The organism is Bradyrhizobium cedriense (assembly GCF_054602315.1).
In genome coordinates this window covers 912,450-929,438 of record NZ_JBTSWB010000002.1, presented here as the reverse complement: position 1 = coordinate 929,438, position 16,989 = coordinate 912,450, and the positions used below count along the sequence as shown (strand labels likewise).

Here is a 16,989-nt window from a genome sequence, read left to right as displayed (position 1 = left end):
GTGGGGGACGGGACGTTGAACACTCAATTCATTCTGGCGGTCGCCGCCGGCGGGGCGCTCGGCGCGGTCGTGCGCTACCTCGTTGCGATCGGCTCGGGCCGGCTGTTCGGCACCGATTTTCCCTGGGGCACACTGATCATCAACGCGACGGGGTCGTTCCTGATCGGAATTTTCACCGCGATGTTCGCGACCAGATGGAACCTGCCGCAGGCCGCCCGGATATTTCTGACCGTCGGGATTTGTGGCGGATATACGACCTTCTCGACCTTCTCGCTGGATGCCTGGTACCTGATCGAGCGCGGTCAGACCTTGGCCTCGGCCGCCTATATGATCGCATCGGTGGTGCTGTCCGTGGGTGCCCTCATCGCTGCGATGCAGCTCATTCGAGCTCTTCCCTAAGCGGCGCATTCCTGCCCATCCTCGCCGGCATATGACGAGCGCGTCCGCCAGCTTGGAGAAGCGGCGCGTTCTACAATATGATGAGCGGGCTGGAAGCTCATCAGCACTGGAGCGTTTCAGGGAACGATGGCCGACACTGTCACCACGCCGAAAACGCGGACCAGGACCAAGGTCGAGCGGCCCAAGCTGCACAAGGTCATTCTGGTCAACGACGACTACACACCGCGGGAGTTCGTCACCAGGGTTCTGAAGGCCGAGTTCCGCATGACCGAGGATCAGGCCCACAAAGTGATGATCACCGCCCACAAGCTCGGGGCCTGCGTCGTCGCCGTGTTCACCAAGGACGTCGCCGAAACCAAGGCGACGCGCGCCACCGACGCCGGACGCGCCAAGGGCTATCCGCTGCTGTTCACGACCGAGCCGGAAGAATAGGGCTCGTCGTACCAGGCTCTCCGCGCGTATTGCTTCAGGATGCCCGCCTCGAAATCCGTCGGATGCCAGTTCGGCCGTGTGATCGGCCCGTTTGCCCAGGATGCTGCGCTTCGAACCGCTCTGCCGAATTTCGTATCTATTGGCCGCCAAGAAGCGCATCGTGAGCCACCATCAGCGCGGCTGAGCTCTTCGAGCCTGAAAGGTCCGAGCAAGTGGCAAACCAGCCCCGCTGGTTTGGCCTCTTTGCGACGAAGTGCATTTTAGGCGCACTGCCGTGACGTCGCTCGAGCGCAAGCGCGGCACACGCGCCGACCACGACTCGAATATAAGTTGTATCTATTGAACAATATCACGTCCTGATTGTTGAACTAAGAGTCCCCCGAACGCAGCGGGAGCGGCCAAGCAGGAGCGCAGCACCCGATGATGAAATCGCTTACAGCCTTGTCGATCTTCGTGCTCCTGGGAGTCTGCGCAATCGTAGTGCCCAGTATGATTCCTCAAGTGAAGGCGGGGGAAACCACTGCCTTGGCGAAGGCGGACCGGCTGCCACGGCATGCCGCTGACCGGGATTGCGGGAGCCAGACCTGGCCGAATTTCGAGGCGCGCTGCCTGAACCGCGGTGAGTCGGACGTCAGAGTTCGAGAAGCCCGTTTGGTGACTGCCAGCCGTTAGACCAACAATCCCAGAAGCAGCGCCCGACTTGTCGGCTGATGCAGGAAGCGTCGTGCTCGGATGTCAACAACTTCAACGTCATTGCCGAACGTTCTCGTCGTGGAAGACGAGATGATATTGCGCATGCGAGCCGTCGACATCGTGGAGGATGCAGGATTCCGCTCCGTCGAGGCCGTCAACGCCGACGAAGCGATCTCGATTCTCGAGTCGCGCTCGGACATATCGCTCCTGTTCAGCGACATCCAGATGCCCGGAACCATGGACGGCCTGAAGCTGGCCCACGCGGTGCACGATCGCTGGCCTGGCATCAAGATCGTATTGGTCTCCGGTCAGGTAAGGCCGGCTGAAGCTGACACGCCCGCGAACAGCCGCTTCTTCCGGAAGCCGCTCAGCGTCGAAGAGATGATCCTTCAGCTGCAGGCAATGATCGGGGTCGGGGCGCTGGAGATCGTTCCGGTCACGGCCTCCGCCGAGGACAACGTTCAGATGCCTCGCTCGCCGCAAGAGGCGCTTCTGGCTGTGGAGAACGAGAACCTGCGGCTGCTGCTGGAGCAGGCCGGCACCGACGCCAAGGTCTTGCTTGCCCAAGCCGGCATCCAGGCGCAAGAACGCGAGGCCGCCGACAAGCTTCAGAGGCTCATCCTCGGGGAGCTGCATCATCGCGTCAAGAACACGCTCGCAACGGTGAGCGCAATTGCGGCGCAGAGCTTCCGGGCAGCGATCAATCTGGAACAGGGGCAGAAGGCCATGGATGGTCGATTGCTGGCATTGGGACGAGCCCACGACCTGCTGATGCAGGTCAGCTGGGCGAATGCCAGTCTGACTCACACGCTGAGCGGCGCCACCGACCCGTATGACGTTCAGGGAAGCAGACGATTCCATTTCAATGGGCCCGACATCAGGATCACTTCCGGTGCTGTCATCGCGCTGGCGATGACGTTCAATGAACTCTGCACCAACACGACGAAATTCGGCGCACTTTCCAATTCCTTCGGTCATGTCGAAATCGCCTGGACCGTAGACGACCAGAGACTGCGGCTGACTTGGAGCGAAAGTGACGGCCCTTTGGTAGTGCCGCCGACCCGGCGGAGCTACGGAACCCGGATGATCGAGGCGCTCGGCCAGCAACTGAACGGCCTGGTGCACTTGGCCTATGAACCGTCCGGATTTGCCTACCGGTTGGACGTCCCGCTGAGATCTGTCATGGCGACTTAGGCCATCGCGACGGGCGTTTCCTCGGTCAGCCCGTAGACCCGCTGGGATTTCGAAAGCCCTGCGATCGGAAATTCGCCGAGTTCGTGCCAGCCTTCGCGGCTGACATTGGCGAAACTTTCCGAGGCGACGACCGTGCGCCCCAAGCGGCCCGTGATCTTCTCGAGCCTTGCGGCGAGATTGACGGCGGGGCCGATGCAGGTGAAGTCCAGCCGGTTGCCGCCGCCGATATTGCCGTACAGGATGCTGCCCACATGCAGCGCGACGCCGAAGCGGAAGCGCTCGACGGCGTCGCCGACCGGGTGCGCCAGCGCCTCGACGCTGGCGCGGGATTCGCGCGCCGCCTTCAGCACCTGCCCACAGACATGCGTGACGTCGCCGACATATTCGTCGATCGGAAACACCGCGAGCAGGCCATCGCCCATGAACTTCAGGACCTCACCGCCATGGGCGCGGATCGCGCTGACCTGACAGTCGAAATAACCATTGAGGATCTCGACCACGGTCTCGGCTGGCAGCCGGTCCGACAGCGCGGTGAAACCGCGCAGGTCCGAGAGCCAGATCGCCGCCTGCATGGTGTCGGTATGGCCACGGCGGATCTGGCCGCCGAGGATGCGTGCGCCGGCGCGGTTGCCGACATAGGTGTCGAGCAGCATCTCCGCGGTGCGGCGCAGGCTGACGATCTCGCTAACGCGTGCGAGCGGCGCGATGATGGCCCGGATCGACGCGATGTCGTCGTCGCTGAAGCCGCCGGGACGCCGCGTGATCCAGCTCGTCGCATGGAGGGAGCCATCGAGAAATGGCACCGGCACCGCGATATAGTCGGTCGCACCCTCAGCGCGCATGTCGTCGAGAAACGGAAAGCGCTGACCGTCGAGATCGTTCGCGCGCCCCCTGACCTCAACACCCTGCTCGAACACGATGCGGAGGGGGCTGCGGGCGAATTCGGGTGTCTCCAGGATCTCGAAGTCGACGCTGCCGATTTCGACCTCCTGCCCCTGCCGCCAGATGAAGTTGCGGCCGAAGACTTCGGGATGCAGCGTGCGGATGAAGAGGCCGAACCGCCACACCGGCAGGCCGGCCGCGATCAGACGTTCGCAGAAATCGGCGATCATCTCGGCCGGATCAACCGACCCAGCGCCATCGATTAGCCAGTTGCAGACGCGCTGGAGCTCGGAGGTGTTCATAGCCCATTTGCGGATGAAGTGGTGGGCCCGTCAAGCTGCGCGGTGGGCTAGTACCGCAACATCAACGTCCCACCTGCCCGCGATCGCGCAGAAAGTGATCGGCCAGCACGCAGGCCATCATGGCCTCGCCGACCGGAACGGCGCGAATGCCGACGCATGGGTCGTGACGGCCCTTGGTGAATATCTCGGTGTCACTGCCCTGCCGATCGACGGTGCGGCGCGGCTGAAGGATCGACGAGGTCGGCTTCACGGCGAAGCGCACCACAACTGGCTGTCCGGTGGAGATGCCGCCCAGCACGCCACCGGCGTGGTTGGACAGAAAGCGCGTGCCGTCATTGCCGGTACGCATCTCGTCGGCGTTCTCCTCGCCGGTGAGTTCGGCTGCGCCGAACCCGGCGCCGATCTCGACGCCCTTCACCGCGTTGATGGTCATCATCGCGGCCGCGAGATCGGAGTCGAGCTTGGCGTAGATCGGCGCACCGAGGCCCGCCGGCACCCCTTCGGCGACGATTTCGATCACCGCGCCGATCGAGGAGCCGCTCTTGCGGATGCCGTCGAGATAAGTCTCGAAGAATGCGGCCTTGTCCTTGTCCGGACAGAAGAACGGATTGCTGGCGATCTCGTCCCAGTCCCACTTGGCGCGATCGATCTTGTGCGGGCCCATCTGCACCAGCGCGCCCCGCACCCTGACGTCGGGCAACACCTTTCGCGCGATGGCCCCGGCGGCCACCCGCGTCGCGGTCTCGCGCGCCGAGGAGCGACCGCCGCCGCGATAGTCGCGCAGGCCATACTTCGCCTCATAGGTGAAGTCGGCATGACCGGGCCGAAACTTGTCCTTGATCTCTGAATAGTCCTTCGAGCGCTGGTCGGTGTTCTCGATCAGGAGCCCGATCGGCGTGCCCGTCGTCACCTGCACGCCCGTTTCCGGATGCGCCATCACGCCGGACAGGATCTTCACCTGGTCCGGCTCCTGGCGCTGGGTGGTGAAACGCGACTGGCCGGGACGGCGGCGGTCGAGGTCCCGCTGGATGTCGGCCTCGGTGAGCGGGATCATGGGCGGACAGCCGTCGACCACGCAGCCGATCGCCACCCCGTGGCTTTCGCCGAAGGTGGTGACGCGGAACATATGGCCGAAGGTGTTGAACGACATCGCTGCTCGCTGGCTCGGTTCCGGCGTGTGGTAACGCGCGGGGGGCCGGGGGTCAAACCCGCAGCCGCCTAAAGACGGCGAACCGCTTTAGCTATGCTTCTCCAGCCGGCCATCGCGGAACACGTAAACGGCGCCCTGCTCGATAAAGAGTTCGGCAGCACTGAGGGGGGACTCGATCCCCAAGGCCACCATCAGGGCCCGGCAGGTGCCGCCATGGGCGACCGCGACGGTGTCGACCAGAAGCGACTCGTACCAGTCGAGCATGCGCAGTTGCACCGCCGCGTAGGTCTCCCCGCCCGCGGGCGCGACCGTCCATTTGTCGGCAAGGCGTCTCGTATAGACATCTGGATCGGAGGCCTCGCTTTCGGCCAGCGTCAGCCCCTCCCAGGTGCCGTAACCGATCTCGCGCAGGCGGTCGTCGAGCGAATAATCGGCAAGCGGCAATGCGAGCTTGCCGCGGACGACTTCCATGGTCTGCCGCGCGCGCCCGAGCGGACTGGACACATAAGGCAGTGCCGCCTTGTCCTTGCGGTCGCGCCTGAACAGATCGGCGAGAACATCAGCCGCGTGCACGGCCTGGCTGCGGCCACGTGCGTTCAGCGGGACGTCCTTGGTGCCCTGGAGCCGCCCGAGCGCATTCCATTCTGTTTCGCCGTGGCGAAGGAAGTAGATCGTGGGCACGGGCATTCCAGCTTATGGCTAGTCCTTTCCGCCCAGCGATATATCCGGCGCATCCGGCCGCTTCATGCCGAGCACGTGATAGCCGGAATCGACGTGATGCACCTCGCCGGTGACGCCGCGCGAGAGGTCGGAGAGGAAATACAATGCGCTGCCACCGACGTCTTCGGTCGAGACGTTGCGCCGCATCGGCGCGTTGTACTCGTTCCATTTCAGGATATAGCGGAAGTCACCGATGCCGGAGGCGGCCAGTGTCTTAATCGGACCTGCCGAGATGGCGTTGACGCGGATGTTCTTCTCGCCGAGGTCGGCGGCGAGATAGCGCACGCTCGCTTCGAGCGCCGCCTTGGCCACGCCCATCACGTTGTAGTGCGGCATCCACTTCTCGGCACCGTAATAGCTGAGCGTGATGAGCGACCCGCCATCGGTCATCAGCTTCTCCGCGCGCTGCGCCACGGCGGTGAACGAATAGCAGGAGATCAGCATCGATTTCGAGAAATTCTCCTGCGTGGTGTCGACGTAGCGGCCGTCGAGCTGCTCGCCATAGGCGATTGCGTGCACCAGGAAATCGATCTTGCCCCACTTCTCCTTCAGCACCGCGAAGGCCGCGTCGATGGTTGCAGCGTCGGTGACGTCGCAATGGCCGAGCACCAGGCCGCCGACCTCGGCGGCGAGCGGCTCGACCCGCTTCTTCAGAGCGTCGCCCTGATAGGTGAAGGCGAGCTCGGCGCCGGCTGCGTGACATGCCTTGGCAATGCCCCAGGCGATCGAGCGGTTGTTGGCAACGCCGAGGATCACCCCGCGCTTGCCTTGCATCAGACCTGAATTCTGCGCCATTTGTGAACGTCCCGTCGAGCTCGTTGAGGTTTGGAGGTACACCAGCCCTCCCCCGCGGTACAGTCCTAATACGCGGCGTTAACGCTGTTTCGAGCGCCGGAATAGCTGTTCCGCTCGGGTGTTATGATGATTGAGGCGCTCGCGCCGAACACCGGGACGTCAAGACCGCAATGAATGCGTTTCGCCAGAGTGTGGAAGCCATGATCCCGGCGTTGCGGCGCTACGCCCGCGCGCTCACGCGCGATGCGGATTCGGCCGACGATCTGGTCCAGGATACATTGGTACGCGCGCTGCGCTCGGAGCGGCTGTTTCTCGGAGGCGACGTCAGGAGCTGGCTCTATACGATCCTGACCAACCTCAACAAGAACCGGCGACGCTCGCTGGCAAGGCGGCCGCAATTCATGCCGCTGACGGAGAACAACCCGGATGCCAGCGGGACGGAGGCCGAGGGACGCGACATCGAGAAGGCGCTGGCCACCCTCGTCGAGGAACAACGTTCGGTGCTGCTGCTGGTGATGCTGGAAGGCATGAGCTACCGCGAGGTCGCCGACATCCAGGGCGTGCCGATCGGCACCGTGATGTCGCGCCTGGCCCGTGCCCGCGCCCACGTCAAAGCCTCGCTGGAGGGTGAGCGCCCGGCGCTCAGGCGGGTGAAATGAGGACAGGGTGATGCATCGCGTCTGCTGCGCCCGCAACCAGCCGAGGGCGCGAGCGAAGTTGAGTCACGAACGATTTTTTGGGCCGCAGAGCCAGAGACGACGGATATGAACGACCGCAACATCCCAGTGACCGAGGACGAATTGCACGCCTATGTCGACGGCGAATTGCCGGTCGAGCGCCGCGCCAACGTCGAGGCCTGGCTTGCCGCCCATCCCGACGAGGCCGAGCGCGTGCAGTCCTGGCGCGCCATGGCCGAGATGCTGCACGTCCGCTACGACGCCGTCGCCCAGGAGCCGGTACCGGCACGGCTGGAGTTGGAGCGGCTCGAGCGCCGCCCGCGGCAATGGCTCTATCGCGCCGCCGCGGCCGTGCTGGTTGCTTTCGTCGCCGGCGGCGCGGCCGGCTGGGTCGCACATGGCACCGCCAACGCGCCCTCGACCTTCCAGAACTTTACCGCGGACGCGCTCGATGCCCACCGCCTCTATGTCGTCGAGGTCCGCCACCCCGTCGAAGTCGGCGGCAATGAGCGTGATCATCTCCAGGCCTGGCTGACCCGGCGCTGCGGCTGGACCGTGTTCGCGCCGAACCTGGAAGCCAGCGGGCTGAAGCTCGTCGGCGGACGGCTTCTGCCGGGGCCGAACGGTCCCGCGTCGTTCCTGATGTATGAGGGAGCCTCGGGCGAACGTTACACGATCTACAGCGCCAAGACCGAGAGCGGCGCAACACAGATGCGCTACGCGAAGACGGACAAGGATGGTGCGCTGTTCTGGGCCGAGCGCGGCGTGGGCTACGTCGTCAGCGGCAGCAGCGATCGCGACCGGCTGACCAAGGTGGCGCAGGCCGTCTACGACCAGGCAGAGAAGAACGGCACCTGAGCTACCGTGGCACAACCGAAGCAACGCTTTCGCGCGCCGAAAGGACCGTGCCCAGATTCCGTCATTGAAAATTTGGAATCAGGACATCGGCGCGTCTCATTATCGCACCGGATGATCACGCGAAAATGAGCAGCGTTCGATCCGCCGATCGACGCGGGCGGCCTCGATTGGGGTTTTTGGTACCGCGCTGGTCCCCCTCTCGAGGCCGCACCTCTTATCGGCTGCCCCGCCGGACAGCCGACGCGTCTTACACGTCGACGTCGAAGCGCTATGCGCACTTCAGCTGAGCATCATCCGTTCGGGAAGAGAATGCTCCGATCGTAGAGCGGGCCTCGGATAGCGCCCTAGCCGAGTCCGCTGCGCGGATTATAGGGATGTTGGTCCCGCCATTTCTCCATCAATGCCTCAAGCTCTGCGTCGTTCCCGTCCGGTAGCATAATCCTGACGGTAACGAAGAGATCCCCACTTCCACCCGCTTTCGGCAGACCCTTGCCCTTCAGGCGGAAGGTCCGGCCGCTGGAGGTGTTTTTCGGGATTGAAAGCTCCACGGCATTGCCGAGAGTGGGCACGCGAACCTTGCCGCCGAGCACCGCCTCGTAGAGCGTGACCGGCAGGTCGATCCGGAGGTCGGCGCCCTCGACCTTGAAGAACGGGTGCGGTGCGATGTTGATGGTGATCAGGAGATCGCCGGGCGGATGGCCCTGCGCACTCTCGCCCTGCCCGCGCACCCGAATCTGCTGGCCCTCGGTGACGCCAGCCGGAATTTTGACGTTGAGCTCCTTGCCCGTCGGCAGCCGGACGCGCTTCTCGCCACCCTTGACCGACTCCTCAAGCGAGATCGACATCGCAACATTCACATCGAGATCGAGCCCGATGCCGCCGGTATCGAACTCGAACTGGGCTCCGCCGCCAGCTCCAGGCCGGGCGCCGCGCATCCCGCCGCCGAACATGCTGTTGAGGATATCCTCGAACGCGCCACCGCCCGGACCGCCACCTGCACCGCCGCTGCGGAACGTATAGCTTTCGAACCCGCCGGGACCCGCGCGGCCGCGCGGCCCCCCGCCGCCCGGAAAACCCTGGAAGCGCGGTTTGCCCTCGGCATCAATCTCTCCGCGGTCAAACTGCTTGCGCTTGTCCTCGTCGCCAAGGATCTCGTTCGCCGAGTTGATCTCGGCGAAGCGCTCGGCCGCCTTCGGGTCACCCTTGTTGCTGTCGGGATGGTGCTTCTTGGCCAGCTTGCGATAGGCGCTTTTGATCGCGGCAGCGCTGGCGCTCCGCGGCACCCCCAAGACCTCATAGGGGTCGCGCATTCGTCACGTCTCCTTCAAAAAATCGAATTGTTCAAAGGGCTCCCCGCCCCACCTGCGTGTCATGTGGGAAGAGAGTGGCATTTTTGCAACTAGGAGCGCGCGCTGAACCTAGCTCCGCCACGGCTTTAGCGTATGAATCTCCCAACGGCCACGGCTGCTTTGGCAGCCGGCGCCCTGGATCCAGCTTTCGGTGCTGCCGTTGACGTAGCTCGCCAGGAAGTCGCGGCATTTGCGTCCATCGTCGGCGGCATAGGACTGGGCGATCGGCGTCACCGAGCCGCGCGCCCCGGTCTCGGGATTCTCCCAATGCTGGCTGGAATCCCTGTCGCCCTTGCTGAGGACGTCGGTGGCGGCGTTGCGGGTGAAGGCAAGATCAGTCTCGGTCGGCGGGGCGTCCTTTGCCGGGCGCGCGATCGAGCCGGTGAGGTCGCTGTCGTCCGCCTTGGCGTAGGCCTTCTGGTCATTGCGGGAAAAGCTGCACCCCCCGGAACCGAGCCCGAGGAGAATGACCGTCATGACAAAGCCGCACGGCCGGATCGCTGATAGGCCAACGCGTCCCCATGCTCTATATAGAGCGGTAGCGGACAACAACGCGTTTTGGGCCGCGGGACGCAACTCGGACTCCGGACATGACCGACACGACCTCGATGAAACACCAGACACCCTTAACATCCGGTGATTTCACCGCTGCCGATGAGCCATTTGCGCTGTTCGAGACCTGGCTGAACGAGGCGATCAAGAGCGAGCCGAACGATCCGAACGCCATGGCGCTCGCAACCGTCGACCCCGACGGGCTGCCTGATGTGCGCATGGTGCTCATGAAGGGCTTCGATGCCGAAGGTTTCGTCTTCTACAGCCACATCGCCAGCCAGAAGGGCCGCGAACTCGCCGCAAATCCTAAGGCGGCCTTACTTTTTCACTGGAAGTCGCTGCGCCGTCAGGTCCGCATCCGCGGCAACGTGACGCCGGTGACCGACGCCGAGGCCGACGCCTATTTCGCCACCCGTCCCAAGCAGGCCCAGGTCGGCGCCTGGGCGAGCAAGCAGTCGCAAGAGCTGGAGAGCCGCTTCGCTTTCGAACAAGCCCTCGCCAAGGTTGCGGCGAAATACGTCATCGGCGACGTGCCGCGGCCGTCGGGCTGGAGCGGCTGGCGCATCACGCCCTTGCGTATCGAGTTCTGGCACGACCGCCCATTCCGCCTGCACGACCGCATCGAATTTCGCCGTGACGCCGCCGGCCAGAAGTGGTCCAAGACGCGGATGTATCCTTGAGCCTTGATCTTTAGCCTTGACCTTTAGCCTTGATCTTTAGCCTTGATCTTTAGCCTTGATCTTTAGCCTTGATCTTTAGCCTTGGGCCGACCCGAAAGATGTCAATGCCGCATTCGTCCAATGCGCCGCGCCGCACGCTGCTCTTGACCGGAGCAAGCCGCGGTATCGGCCACGCCACGGTGATCCGCTTCTCTTCCGCGGGCTGGCGGGTCATCACCTGCTCGCGGCATCCCTTCCCGGAGGACTGCCCGTGGGACGCCGGCCCTGAAGACCACATCCAGGTCGACCTCGGCAACCCCGCCGACACAACGCGCGCGATCTCCGATATTCGCAACCGGTTGGAGGGCGGCACGCTGCATGCGCTGGTCAACAACGCCGCGATCTCGCCGAAGGGCCCGGGCGGCTCCCGGCTCGGCTCGGTCGACACCGATCTCGACACCTGGACTCACGTCTTCCATGTCAACTTCTTCGCGCCGATCATGATCGCACGCGGACTGATCGAGGAATTGAAGGCGGCCAAGGGCTCGGTCGTGAACGTCACCTCGATCGCGGGCTCGCGCGTGCACCCCTTCGCGGGCGCCGCCTACGCGACCTCGAAAGCCGCCCTAGCCTCGCTGACGCGCGAGATGGCCTCCGACTTCGGCCGCGTCGGCGTGCGCGTCAACGCGATCGCCCCTGGCGAGATCGACACCTCGATCCTGTCCCCGGGCACCGAGAAGATCGTCGAGCAGCAGATCCCGATGCATCGCCTCGGCACGCCCGACGAGGTGGCCAAGATCATCTACGTGCTGTGCACGGAGACCAGCTCTTACGTCAACGGCGCCGAAATCCACATCAACGGCGGCCAGCACGTGTAGTTTTTTCTTCCTAGCTTCAGCGCAAAATTGCTTCGCAATCTTGTCGCGGGCTCCTCGTAATGGCAGGGCTGTTAGCTGCTTCGGGAAGCAGGGCGATCCAGACAACGCCGCCGCAAGACTGGATCGCCCCTGTTCTTCCGTTCCTCAATCGAGTCGAATCCGACGCGACCTCTCGCGCGGCCGCAGAGCGGCCGTGCTGAATGCAGTCGAGCAGTCGTCGTCGTTCTCACCATCGAGCAGCGGAGCACCACAGTGCCGGCACATGCGTGCCGACATCGACGGCGCCTTGCCGCTCGTCACGGCCTGACGATAGTTCGCCAGATCGATGACGTTGCGGGCCGTCGTTATGTGTTTTTCAACCATGGCTGTTCCTCGCGGCTAACACGCTGCTTATCGCAGACAAGTTTCGCGCAAACGTTCAGCCCACCGCTCAAATTTTACCGGAGGAATTGCGGCACGGCGCCTCGATCACCGCATCGCCTCAATCCCGATCTATTCTGCGACACGATCCACCGTGTCTCTGCGAGCGGCGTAAGGTCCCGGTAGGTATCTTTGCTCGGGCGAGTGCTAGAGCCACTTCTTCCACTTGAAGATCCAGTACGGGACGATCGCGGCGATCAGCATCATCACCAGCGCCATCGGATAGCCGTGCACCCATTCGAGTTCCGGCATCACCTTGAAATTCATGCCGTAGACCGAGGCGATCAGCGTCGGCGGCATCAGGACGACGGCCATGACGGAGAACAGCTTGATGATGTTGTTCTGCTCGAGATTGACGACGCCGAGCATCGCGTCGAGCACGAAGGTGATCTTGCTGGAGAGATAGGAGGCGTGGTCGGTCAGTGAGGCGACGTCGCGCTGCATGGTCTTGAGCTGCTCGCGCATGTCCTTCGACCATTTCACGCCCTCGACCACCGCGGACAGGAACGTCACGACGCGACCGATCGACACCAGGCTTTCGCGAACCTTCGACGTCAGATCGCCCTTACGTCCGATCGAGATCAAGATCTGGGAATATCTCTTCGCCTGCCCGTGGCGCTCGCTCTCAGGCTCGAAGATGTCGTGCGAGACCTGGTCGATCTCGGTGCCGCACCGCTCCAGAATGTCGGCGCAGCGGTCGATCACCGCGTCCAGCAGTTCCATCAGCACCATCTCGCCGGTGACGGACGGCGTGCAAGAGCGGGCGAGCTTGGCTTCGACCAGGGCGAACGGCTTCGGCAGGTCGTAGCGCACCGTCACCAGCCGGTGGTCGCCGAGGATGAAGGTCACTGCCGTGGTCCGGGGCATATCGGTATCGGAGTGGCACATCAGCGTCGCAGTCATGTAGCGTGCGCCGTTCTCCATATAGAGGCGGCTGGAGATCTCGATTTCCTGCATGTCTTCCCGGGTCGGGATGGCGATGCCCGCCAGCCGCTCCACCGCCTTGTCCTCGGCCGCACTCGGATTGACGAGGTCGATCCAGACGGCGTTGTCCGGCACCGCCGTAAGATCCTCGATGACAGCCTTCTTGAGGGCGGACTCGGAGGGAACAAAGACCGAAAACATGAAAGCTCCAGAGATCCTGCGACAGAACGACAGCCCTTAGCGCGATTCTGACAGGTTCACGATGACAACAACATTAACGGAGCGTTTGCATTCATGACGGTCGCGGGCCTCAACTGTGGCACGAAATCGACAGTCTGGCGCGTGAAGCCCAGAATCTTCCACAACACCCCCAAATTTGCGGCAGAAAAGCCACAGCCGGGCTCTCGTAGCGCGGGAAAAGCCCTTCAGAGCTGGAATTGTGGCAGATTTCAACGATAATGGGATTAACGGAGTCGAGGAACTTGGGCGCCAAGCCCAAGCCATCCGCACGGTATTGTTTTGATTGGAACCAAACCATGTCGTCGCTGAAAGTTATGTTGGGGATTTTGGCCGCTGGCCTGATGCTGTCGGGCTGTATGCAGGCCACTCATTACGAGGCGACCGACACCAAGGCCTTCAAGCCGAAGGACAAGGATCTGCTCGCCAAGGTCAAGTACGAGAATACCCCGGTGGCAGAGCCGTTCCGCCGCGCCATCGTCCAGTACCACCGCAAGGAAACGCCGGGCTCGATCGTGGTCGATTCCGACAATCATTATCTCTATTACGTGCTGGAGGGCGGCAAGGCGATCCGCTACGGCATCACCGTTGGCGAAGAGGCCATGGCGTGGTCGGGCATTGCCAAGGTGGGCAGCAAGACCGAATGGCCGGCCTGGCACCCCACCCCCGGCGAAATTTCGCGCCTGGGCGTGCCGACCTATGTCGCACCCGGCCCGGACAATCCGATGGGCTCCCGCGCGCTCTACCTCTATTCGGGGGGCAAGGACACGCTGTTCCGCATTCACGGCACCAACCAGCCGGAATATATCGGCGCCTCGATCTCGTCGGGCTGTATCCGCCTGACCAACGAGGACGCGATCGATCTCTATGATCGCGTGAAGGTCGGCACCCTCGTCGTGGTGCTCGAGCCCAAGCACGGCGACTCGCCGTACAACTCGCGGCTCGCGCTCGGCAGCAGCCAGACCGGCCAGGCTGGCAGCTATTGATTGCCTGCGATCTGTGACGTCAAAAGCGCCGGTTTTACCGGCGCTTTTTTGTTGCCGCCTTAGAGGGCTGAGCCTTCTTTTCAGGTTCCGACTTGCCCCCGGCTGATGAGGATTTCTCCGCCTCGTCGTCAGCGCCTTCCTTCGCCTCGGGCTTGGCCGCGACCGCACGCGGCGGCGCCTCGTCGGGCCGTTCCGCCGGCAGCAGCGGGGCGACCTGTGGCAGGGGATCCCACACGTTCCACTGACAGATCCGGTAGTCGTTGCGCCGCTGCGCCAGATCGAGATGGATGTGGTCCTCATGGTACCAGTCCGAGCCCGGACCGAGCACGGTGGAAAAGCGCGCGCAGACCGAGTGCAGCACGCGCTCGCGCACGTCGCGCGACATGCTGCGGTCGGTGAGGCCGATCGACTGGCCATTGGCGAGCTTGATGGCGCGGATATCGATGGCATTGGCCTTGCCATGCTCGGACAGCAGCGCGCCAGCGACGCGGTTACGGCCGCGGCACTCGAAGGAATCGAAATTGTCGAGGTCGCTGACGGATGAGCCGAGGCTGGCCGCCAACGGCACGATGTCCTTACGCAGCCAATCGGCGATCGCCGACGCCATGGTGCAGCGAAGGATCGCCGCCGGCTTGACCGCTACCTTGCGCTTGTCCGGCAGCACGATGGCCTCCAGCCGCACAAGATCCTCGCCGCCGCAGGCGCCGGGGCCGCGGATATCCGGGATTGAGGGCGCAATCGCAATGTCCTCCGTCAGCGCGAGGCGGCAGGCCGAGGCCGGTTTCTGGGTTGGCAACGCAGCCTCGGCAGGCTTCTCGGCGCCCGGCTGGTCGCGGGACGGCTTTCCCTCTGCCTGCGGCGGTGCCTCGCCAGGTGGCTTGTCCGCCGCCCTGGGGGCCTGCTCGGGCCGGGGTCTTGGCAGCGGAATCCTAGCGGCATGAACGGCCGGGCGCGGCCGTGGTGTACCAAGGCCGAAGATATCGAGTGGCGCAGGATATTTCCGGGCCTCTGCCCTCTCGATCGGCCCAAGCGATAACCCGAGCGCAGCGGTAACCATTGCCGCGCCAGCGGACATAAAGCCGCGACAAGACCATTTGCGGCGTAAGTCCGTCAGGCTAAAAGTCATTTCAATTCTTTGGCCCAACGCTGAGAGCGACAACGCGCCCAGCGACTTTTCGGAGGAACGTCGGAATGCTTGGTTTGATGCAAGATTGGCCCCTGCTCTGCCACCGGATCATCGAACACGCCGCCAGGATCCATGGCAAGCAGGAGGTAGTCACACGCTCGGTCGAAGGACCGATCCATCGCACCAATTACGCCGAGATCCACAAGCGCGCGCTCAAGGTCTCGCAGATGCTGGAACGCGACGGCATCAAGCTCGGGGACCGTGTCGCAACGATCGCCTGGAACACCTGGCGCCATCTCGAGGTCTGGTACGGCATCATGGGGATCGGGGCCATCTGCCATACCGTCAACCCCCGCCTTTTCCCGGAGCAGATCGCCTGGATCATCAATCATGCGCAGGACCGCATCGTGATGACCGACATCACCTTCGTTCCGATCCTGGAGAAGATCGCCGACAAGCTGCCAAGCGTGGAGCGCTACGTCGTGCTCACCGACAAGGCGCATATGCCCGAGACCACGCTGAAGAACGTTGTGGCCTACGAGGATTGGATCGCCGAGGCCGACGGCAAATTCAAATGGAAGGAGTTTGACGAAAACACGGCTGCCGCGATGTGTTACACCTCCGGCACGACCGGCGATCCCAAGGGTGTGCTGTATTCGCATCGCTCCAACGTGTTGCACGCGCTGATGGCCAACAATGTCGATGCGCTCGGCACCAGTGCGTCCGAGACAATGCTGCCGGTGGTTCCGCTGTTCCATGCCAACAGCTGGGGCATCGCCTTTTCCGCGCCTTCGCAGGGCACCAAGCTGGTCATGCCCGGCGCCAAGCTCGACGGCGCGTCGGTCTATGAGCTGCTCTCGACCGAGAAGGTGACGCACACGGCCGGCGTACCGACGGTGTGGCTGATGCTGCTCCAGCACATGGCCGCCAATAATCTCAAGCTGCCGGACCTGAAGATGGTGATCTGCGGCGGCTCGGCGATGCCGCGCTCGATGATCAAGGCCTTCCTCGAAATGGGCGCGAACGTCCGTCACGCCTGGGGCATGACCGAGATGAGCCCGATCGGCAGCGTCGCGGCGCTGAAGCCGCCGTTCCAGAATGCCACGGGCGAGGCACGGCTCGACGTGCTCCAGATGCAGGGCTATGCGCCCTTCGCGGTGCAGATGAAGATCACCGACGATGCCGGCAAGGAGCTGCCCTGGGACGGCAAGACCTTCGGCCGCCTCAAGGTGTCCGGCCCCGCCGTCGCCAAGGCCTATTACCGCGTCGACACTGACATCCTCGACGAGGACGGCTTCTTCGACACCGGCGACGTCTCGACCATCGACGAGGACGGCTACATGCGGATCACCGACCGCTCCAAGGACGTGATCAAGTCCGGCGGCGAATGGATCTCCTCGATCGACCTCGAAAACCTCGCGATCGGCCATCCGGCCGTGGCGGAAGCCGCCGTGATCGGCGTATTCCACCCGAAATGGGACGAGCGGCCGCTTTTGATCGTGCAGCTCAAGCAGGGCCAGCAGGCCACACGCGAGGACATCCTGAAGTTCATGGATGGCAAGATCGCAAAGTGGTGGATGCCCGACGACGTCGTCTTCGTCGAAGGTATCCCGCATACAGCGACGGGCAAGATCCTGAAGACGGCGCTGCGCGACCAGTTCAAGGATTACCGCTTCCCGAACGCGGCGGCGTAACGCGCTAGGCCACGCACTGTCATTCTGGGATGGCCGAAAGAGCAGCCCCCGGAATTTCGAGA

The 16,989-nt window shown here is 63.6% G+C and carries 18 protein-coding genes; 9 read left to right on the top strand and 9 right to left on the bottom strand.

What is annotated here, in order from left to right; translation table 11 throughout:
* Positions 1-15 precede the first annotated feature (15 nt).
* From crcB to ACYCVF_RS10615, 3 genes are all read left to right on the top strand, one after another.
* Positions 16-399 carry a fluoride efflux transporter CrcB gene (gene crcB, locus ACYCVF_RS10625; protein WP_459602339.1) on the top strand — a complete coding sequence of 128 codons (384 nt, stop codon included), beginning with the start codon at positions 16-18 and terminating at the stop codon, positions 397-399.
* Positions 400-525: 126 nt separating this feature from the next.
* Positions 526-831 carry an ATP-dependent Clp protease adapter ClpS gene (gene clpS / locus ACYCVF_RS10620; RefSeq protein WP_459602337.1) on the top strand — a complete coding sequence of 102 codons (306 nt, stop codon included), beginning with the start codon at positions 526-528 and terminating at the stop codon, positions 829-831.
* Positions 832-1,563: 732 nt separating this feature from the next.
* A complete protein-coding gene (locus ACYCVF_RS10615; protein WP_459606551.1) occupies positions 1,564-2,718 on the top strand; it encodes a sensor histidine kinase in 1,155 nt (384 codons plus the stop codon).
* Here ACYCVF_RS10615 and ACYCVF_RS10610 read toward each other — a convergent pair.
* From ACYCVF_RS10610 to fabI, 4 genes are all read right to left on the bottom strand, one after another.
* A complete protein-coding gene (locus tag ACYCVF_RS10610; RefSeq protein ID WP_459602333.1) occupies positions 2,715-3,902 on the bottom strand; it encodes an adenylate/guanylate cyclase domain-containing protein in 1,188 nt (395 codons plus the stop codon). The genes ACYCVF_RS10615 and ACYCVF_RS10610 overlap by 4 nt on opposite strands.
* Positions 3,903-3,963: 61 nt before the next feature.
* Entirely contained in the window at positions 3,964-5,052 is a 1,089-nt protein-coding gene (gene aroC, locus ACYCVF_RS10605) for a chorismate synthase (RefSeq protein ID WP_459602332.1), read from the bottom strand.
* Between the two features lie 87 nt (positions 5,053-5,139).
* Positions 5,140-5,739 carry a histidine phosphatase family protein gene (locus ACYCVF_RS10600; protein WP_459602330.1) on the bottom strand — a complete coding sequence of 200 codons (600 nt, stop codon included), beginning with the start codon at positions 5,737-5,739 and terminating at the stop codon, positions 5,140-5,142.
* A gap of 12 nt (positions 5,740-5,751) precedes the next feature.
* Positions 5,752-6,567 (bottom strand): enoyl-ACP reductase FabI, encoded by an 816-nt coding sequence (gene fabI, locus ACYCVF_RS10595; RefSeq protein WP_459602328.1) that lies wholly within the window; start codon positions 6,565-6,567, stop codon positions 5,752-5,754.
* 170 nt (positions 6,568-6,737) lie between these two features.
* On the opposite strand from fabI, the gene ACYCVF_RS10590 reads away from it, so the two are divergent.
* Complete coding sequence (locus tag ACYCVF_RS10590) at positions 6,738-7,226, top strand: sigma-70 family RNA polymerase sigma factor (RefSeq protein ID WP_061027364.1); 489 nt, start codon at positions 6,738-6,740, stop codon at positions 7,224-7,226.
* A gap of 105 nt (positions 7,227-7,331) precedes the next feature.
* Complete coding sequence (locus tag ACYCVF_RS10585; protein ID WP_459602326.1) at positions 7,332-8,102, top strand: anti-sigma factor family protein; 771 nt, start codon at positions 7,332-7,334, stop codon at positions 8,100-8,102.
* Positions 8,103-8,446: 344 nt separating this feature from the next.
* Here ACYCVF_RS10585 and ACYCVF_RS10580 read toward each other — a convergent pair whose 3' ends face one another.
* The gene (locus ACYCVF_RS10580; protein ID WP_459602324.1) at positions 8,447-9,412 is read right to left on the bottom strand and encodes a DnaJ C-terminal domain-containing protein; all 966 of its coding nucleotides are present in this window, start codon (positions 9,410-9,412) and stop codon (positions 8,447-8,449) included.
* Positions 9,413-9,520: 108 nt separating this feature from the next.
* Positions 9,521-9,928: an RT0821/Lpp0805 family surface protein gene (locus tag ACYCVF_RS10575; RefSeq protein WP_459606550.1), complete on the bottom strand. Its 408-nt coding sequence runs from the start codon at positions 9,926-9,928 to the stop codon at positions 9,521-9,523.
* A 113-nt stretch (positions 9,929-10,041) separates the two neighbouring features.
* On the opposite strand from ACYCVF_RS10575, the gene pdxH reads away from it, so the two are divergent.
* Both pdxH and ACYCVF_RS10565 read left to right on the top strand, forming a co-directional pair.
* Positions 10,042-10,683, top strand: coding sequence for a pyridoxamine 5'-phosphate oxidase (pdxH, locus tag ACYCVF_RS10570; protein ID WP_459602320.1), 642 nt, complete (start codon positions 10,042-10,044; stop codon positions 10,681-10,683).
* A gap of 104 nt (positions 10,684-10,787) precedes the next feature.
* The gene (locus ACYCVF_RS10565; RefSeq protein WP_459602318.1) at positions 10,788-11,540 is read left to right on the top strand and encodes an SDR family NAD(P)-dependent oxidoreductase; all 753 of its coding nucleotides are present in this window, start codon (positions 10,788-10,790) and stop codon (positions 11,538-11,540) included.
* A gap of 144 nt (positions 11,541-11,684) precedes the next feature.
* Here the strand turns inward: ACYCVF_RS10565 and ACYCVF_RS10560 are convergent, their stop codons facing one another.
* Positions 11,685-11,903: a hypothetical protein gene (locus ACYCVF_RS10560; RefSeq protein WP_459602316.1), complete on the bottom strand. Its 219-nt coding sequence runs from the start codon at positions 11,901-11,903 to the stop codon at positions 11,685-11,687.
* 204 nt (positions 11,904-12,107) lie between these two features.
* Positions 12,108-13,085, bottom strand: a complete 978-nt coding sequence (locus ACYCVF_RS10555; RefSeq protein WP_459602314.1) for a magnesium transporter CorA family protein — start codon at positions 13,083-13,085, stop codon at positions 12,108-12,110.
* Between the two features lie 335 nt (positions 13,086-13,420).
* Between ACYCVF_RS10555 and ACYCVF_RS10550 the strand changes: the two genes are divergently transcribed.
* Positions 13,421-14,107: a L,D-transpeptidase gene (locus ACYCVF_RS10550; RefSeq protein WP_459602312.1), complete on the top strand. Its 687-nt coding sequence runs from the start codon at positions 13,421-13,423 to the stop codon at positions 14,105-14,107.
* Between the two features lie 34 nt (positions 14,108-14,141).
* Here the strand turns inward: ACYCVF_RS10550 and ACYCVF_RS10545 are convergent, their stop codons facing one another.
* Complete coding sequence (locus tag ACYCVF_RS10545) at positions 14,142-15,233, bottom strand: extensin family protein (RefSeq protein WP_459602310.1); 1,092 nt, start codon at positions 15,231-15,233, stop codon at positions 14,142-14,144.
* A gap of 65 nt (positions 15,234-15,298) precedes the next feature.
* Between ACYCVF_RS10545 and ACYCVF_RS10540 the strand changes: the two genes are divergently transcribed.
* Complete coding sequence (locus ACYCVF_RS10540) at positions 15,299-16,927, top strand: fatty-acid--CoA ligase (protein ID WP_459602308.1); 1,629 nt, start codon at positions 15,299-15,301, stop codon at positions 16,925-16,927.
* The last annotated feature ends 62 nt before the right edge of the window (positions 16,928-16,989 follow it).

Excerpts from the sequence above, each read along its gene's own strand:
- clpS (WP_459602337.1), top strand. The coding sequence starts at position 526 with ATGGCCGACACTGTCACCACGCCGAAAACGCGGACCAGGACCAAGGTC.
- ACYCVF_RS10615 (WP_459606551.1), top strand. The coding sequence starts at position 1,564 with ATGTCAACAACTTCAACGTCATTGCCGAACGTTCTCGTCGTGGAAGAC.
- ACYCVF_RS10610 (WP_459602333.1), bottom strand. The coding sequence starts at position 3,902 with ATGAACACCTCCGAGCTCCAGCGCGTCTGCAACTGGCTAATCGATGGC.
- aroC (WP_459602332.1), bottom strand. The coding sequence starts at position 5,052 with ATGTCGTTCAACACCTTCGGCCATATGTTCCGCGTCACCACCTTCGGC.
- ACYCVF_RS10600 (WP_459602330.1), bottom strand. The coding sequence starts at position 5,739 with ATGCCCGTGCCCACGATCTACTTCCTTCGCCACGGCGAAACAGAATGG.
- fabI (WP_459602328.1), bottom strand. The coding sequence starts at position 6,567 with ATGGCGCAGAATTCAGGTCTGATGCAAGGCAAGCGCGGGGTGATCCTC.
- ACYCVF_RS10590 (WP_061027364.1), top strand. The coding sequence starts at position 6,738 with ATGAATGCGTTTCGCCAGAGTGTGGAAGCCATGATCCCGGCGTTGCGG.
- ACYCVF_RS10585 (WP_459602326.1), top strand. The coding sequence starts at position 7,332 with ATGAACGACCGCAACATCCCAGTGACCGAGGACGAATTGCACGCCTAT.
- ACYCVF_RS10580 (WP_459602324.1), bottom strand. The coding sequence starts at position 9,412 with ATGCGCGACCCCTATGAGGTCTTGGGGGTGCCGCGGAGCGCCAGCGCT.
- ACYCVF_RS10575 (WP_459606550.1), bottom strand. The coding sequence starts at position 9,928 with ATGACGGTCATTCTCCTCGGGCTCGGTTCCGGGGGGTGCAGCTTTTCC.
- pdxH (WP_459602320.1), top strand. The coding sequence starts at position 10,042 with ATGACCGACACGACCTCGATGAAACACCAGACACCCTTAACATCCGGT.
- ACYCVF_RS10565 (WP_459602318.1), top strand. The coding sequence starts at position 10,788 with ATGCCGCATTCGTCCAATGCGCCGCGCCGCACGCTGCTCTTGACCGGA.
- ACYCVF_RS10560 (WP_459602316.1), bottom strand. The coding sequence starts at position 11,903 with ATGGTTGAAAAACACATAACGACGGCCCGCAACGTCATCGATCTGGCG.
- ACYCVF_RS10555 (WP_459602314.1), bottom strand. The coding sequence starts at position 13,085 with ATGTTTTCGGTCTTTGTTCCCTCCGAGTCCGCCCTCAAGAAGGCTGTC.
- ACYCVF_RS10550 (WP_459602312.1), top strand. The coding sequence starts at position 13,421 with ATGTCGTCGCTGAAAGTTATGTTGGGGATTTTGGCCGCTGGCCTGATG.
- ACYCVF_RS10545 (WP_459602310.1), bottom strand. The coding sequence starts at position 15,233 with ATGACTTTTAGCCTGACGGACTTACGCCGCAAATGGTCTTGTCGCGGC.
- ACYCVF_RS10540 (WP_459602308.1), top strand. The coding sequence starts at position 15,299 with ATGCTTGGTTTGATGCAAGATTGGCCCCTGCTCTGCCACCGGATCATC.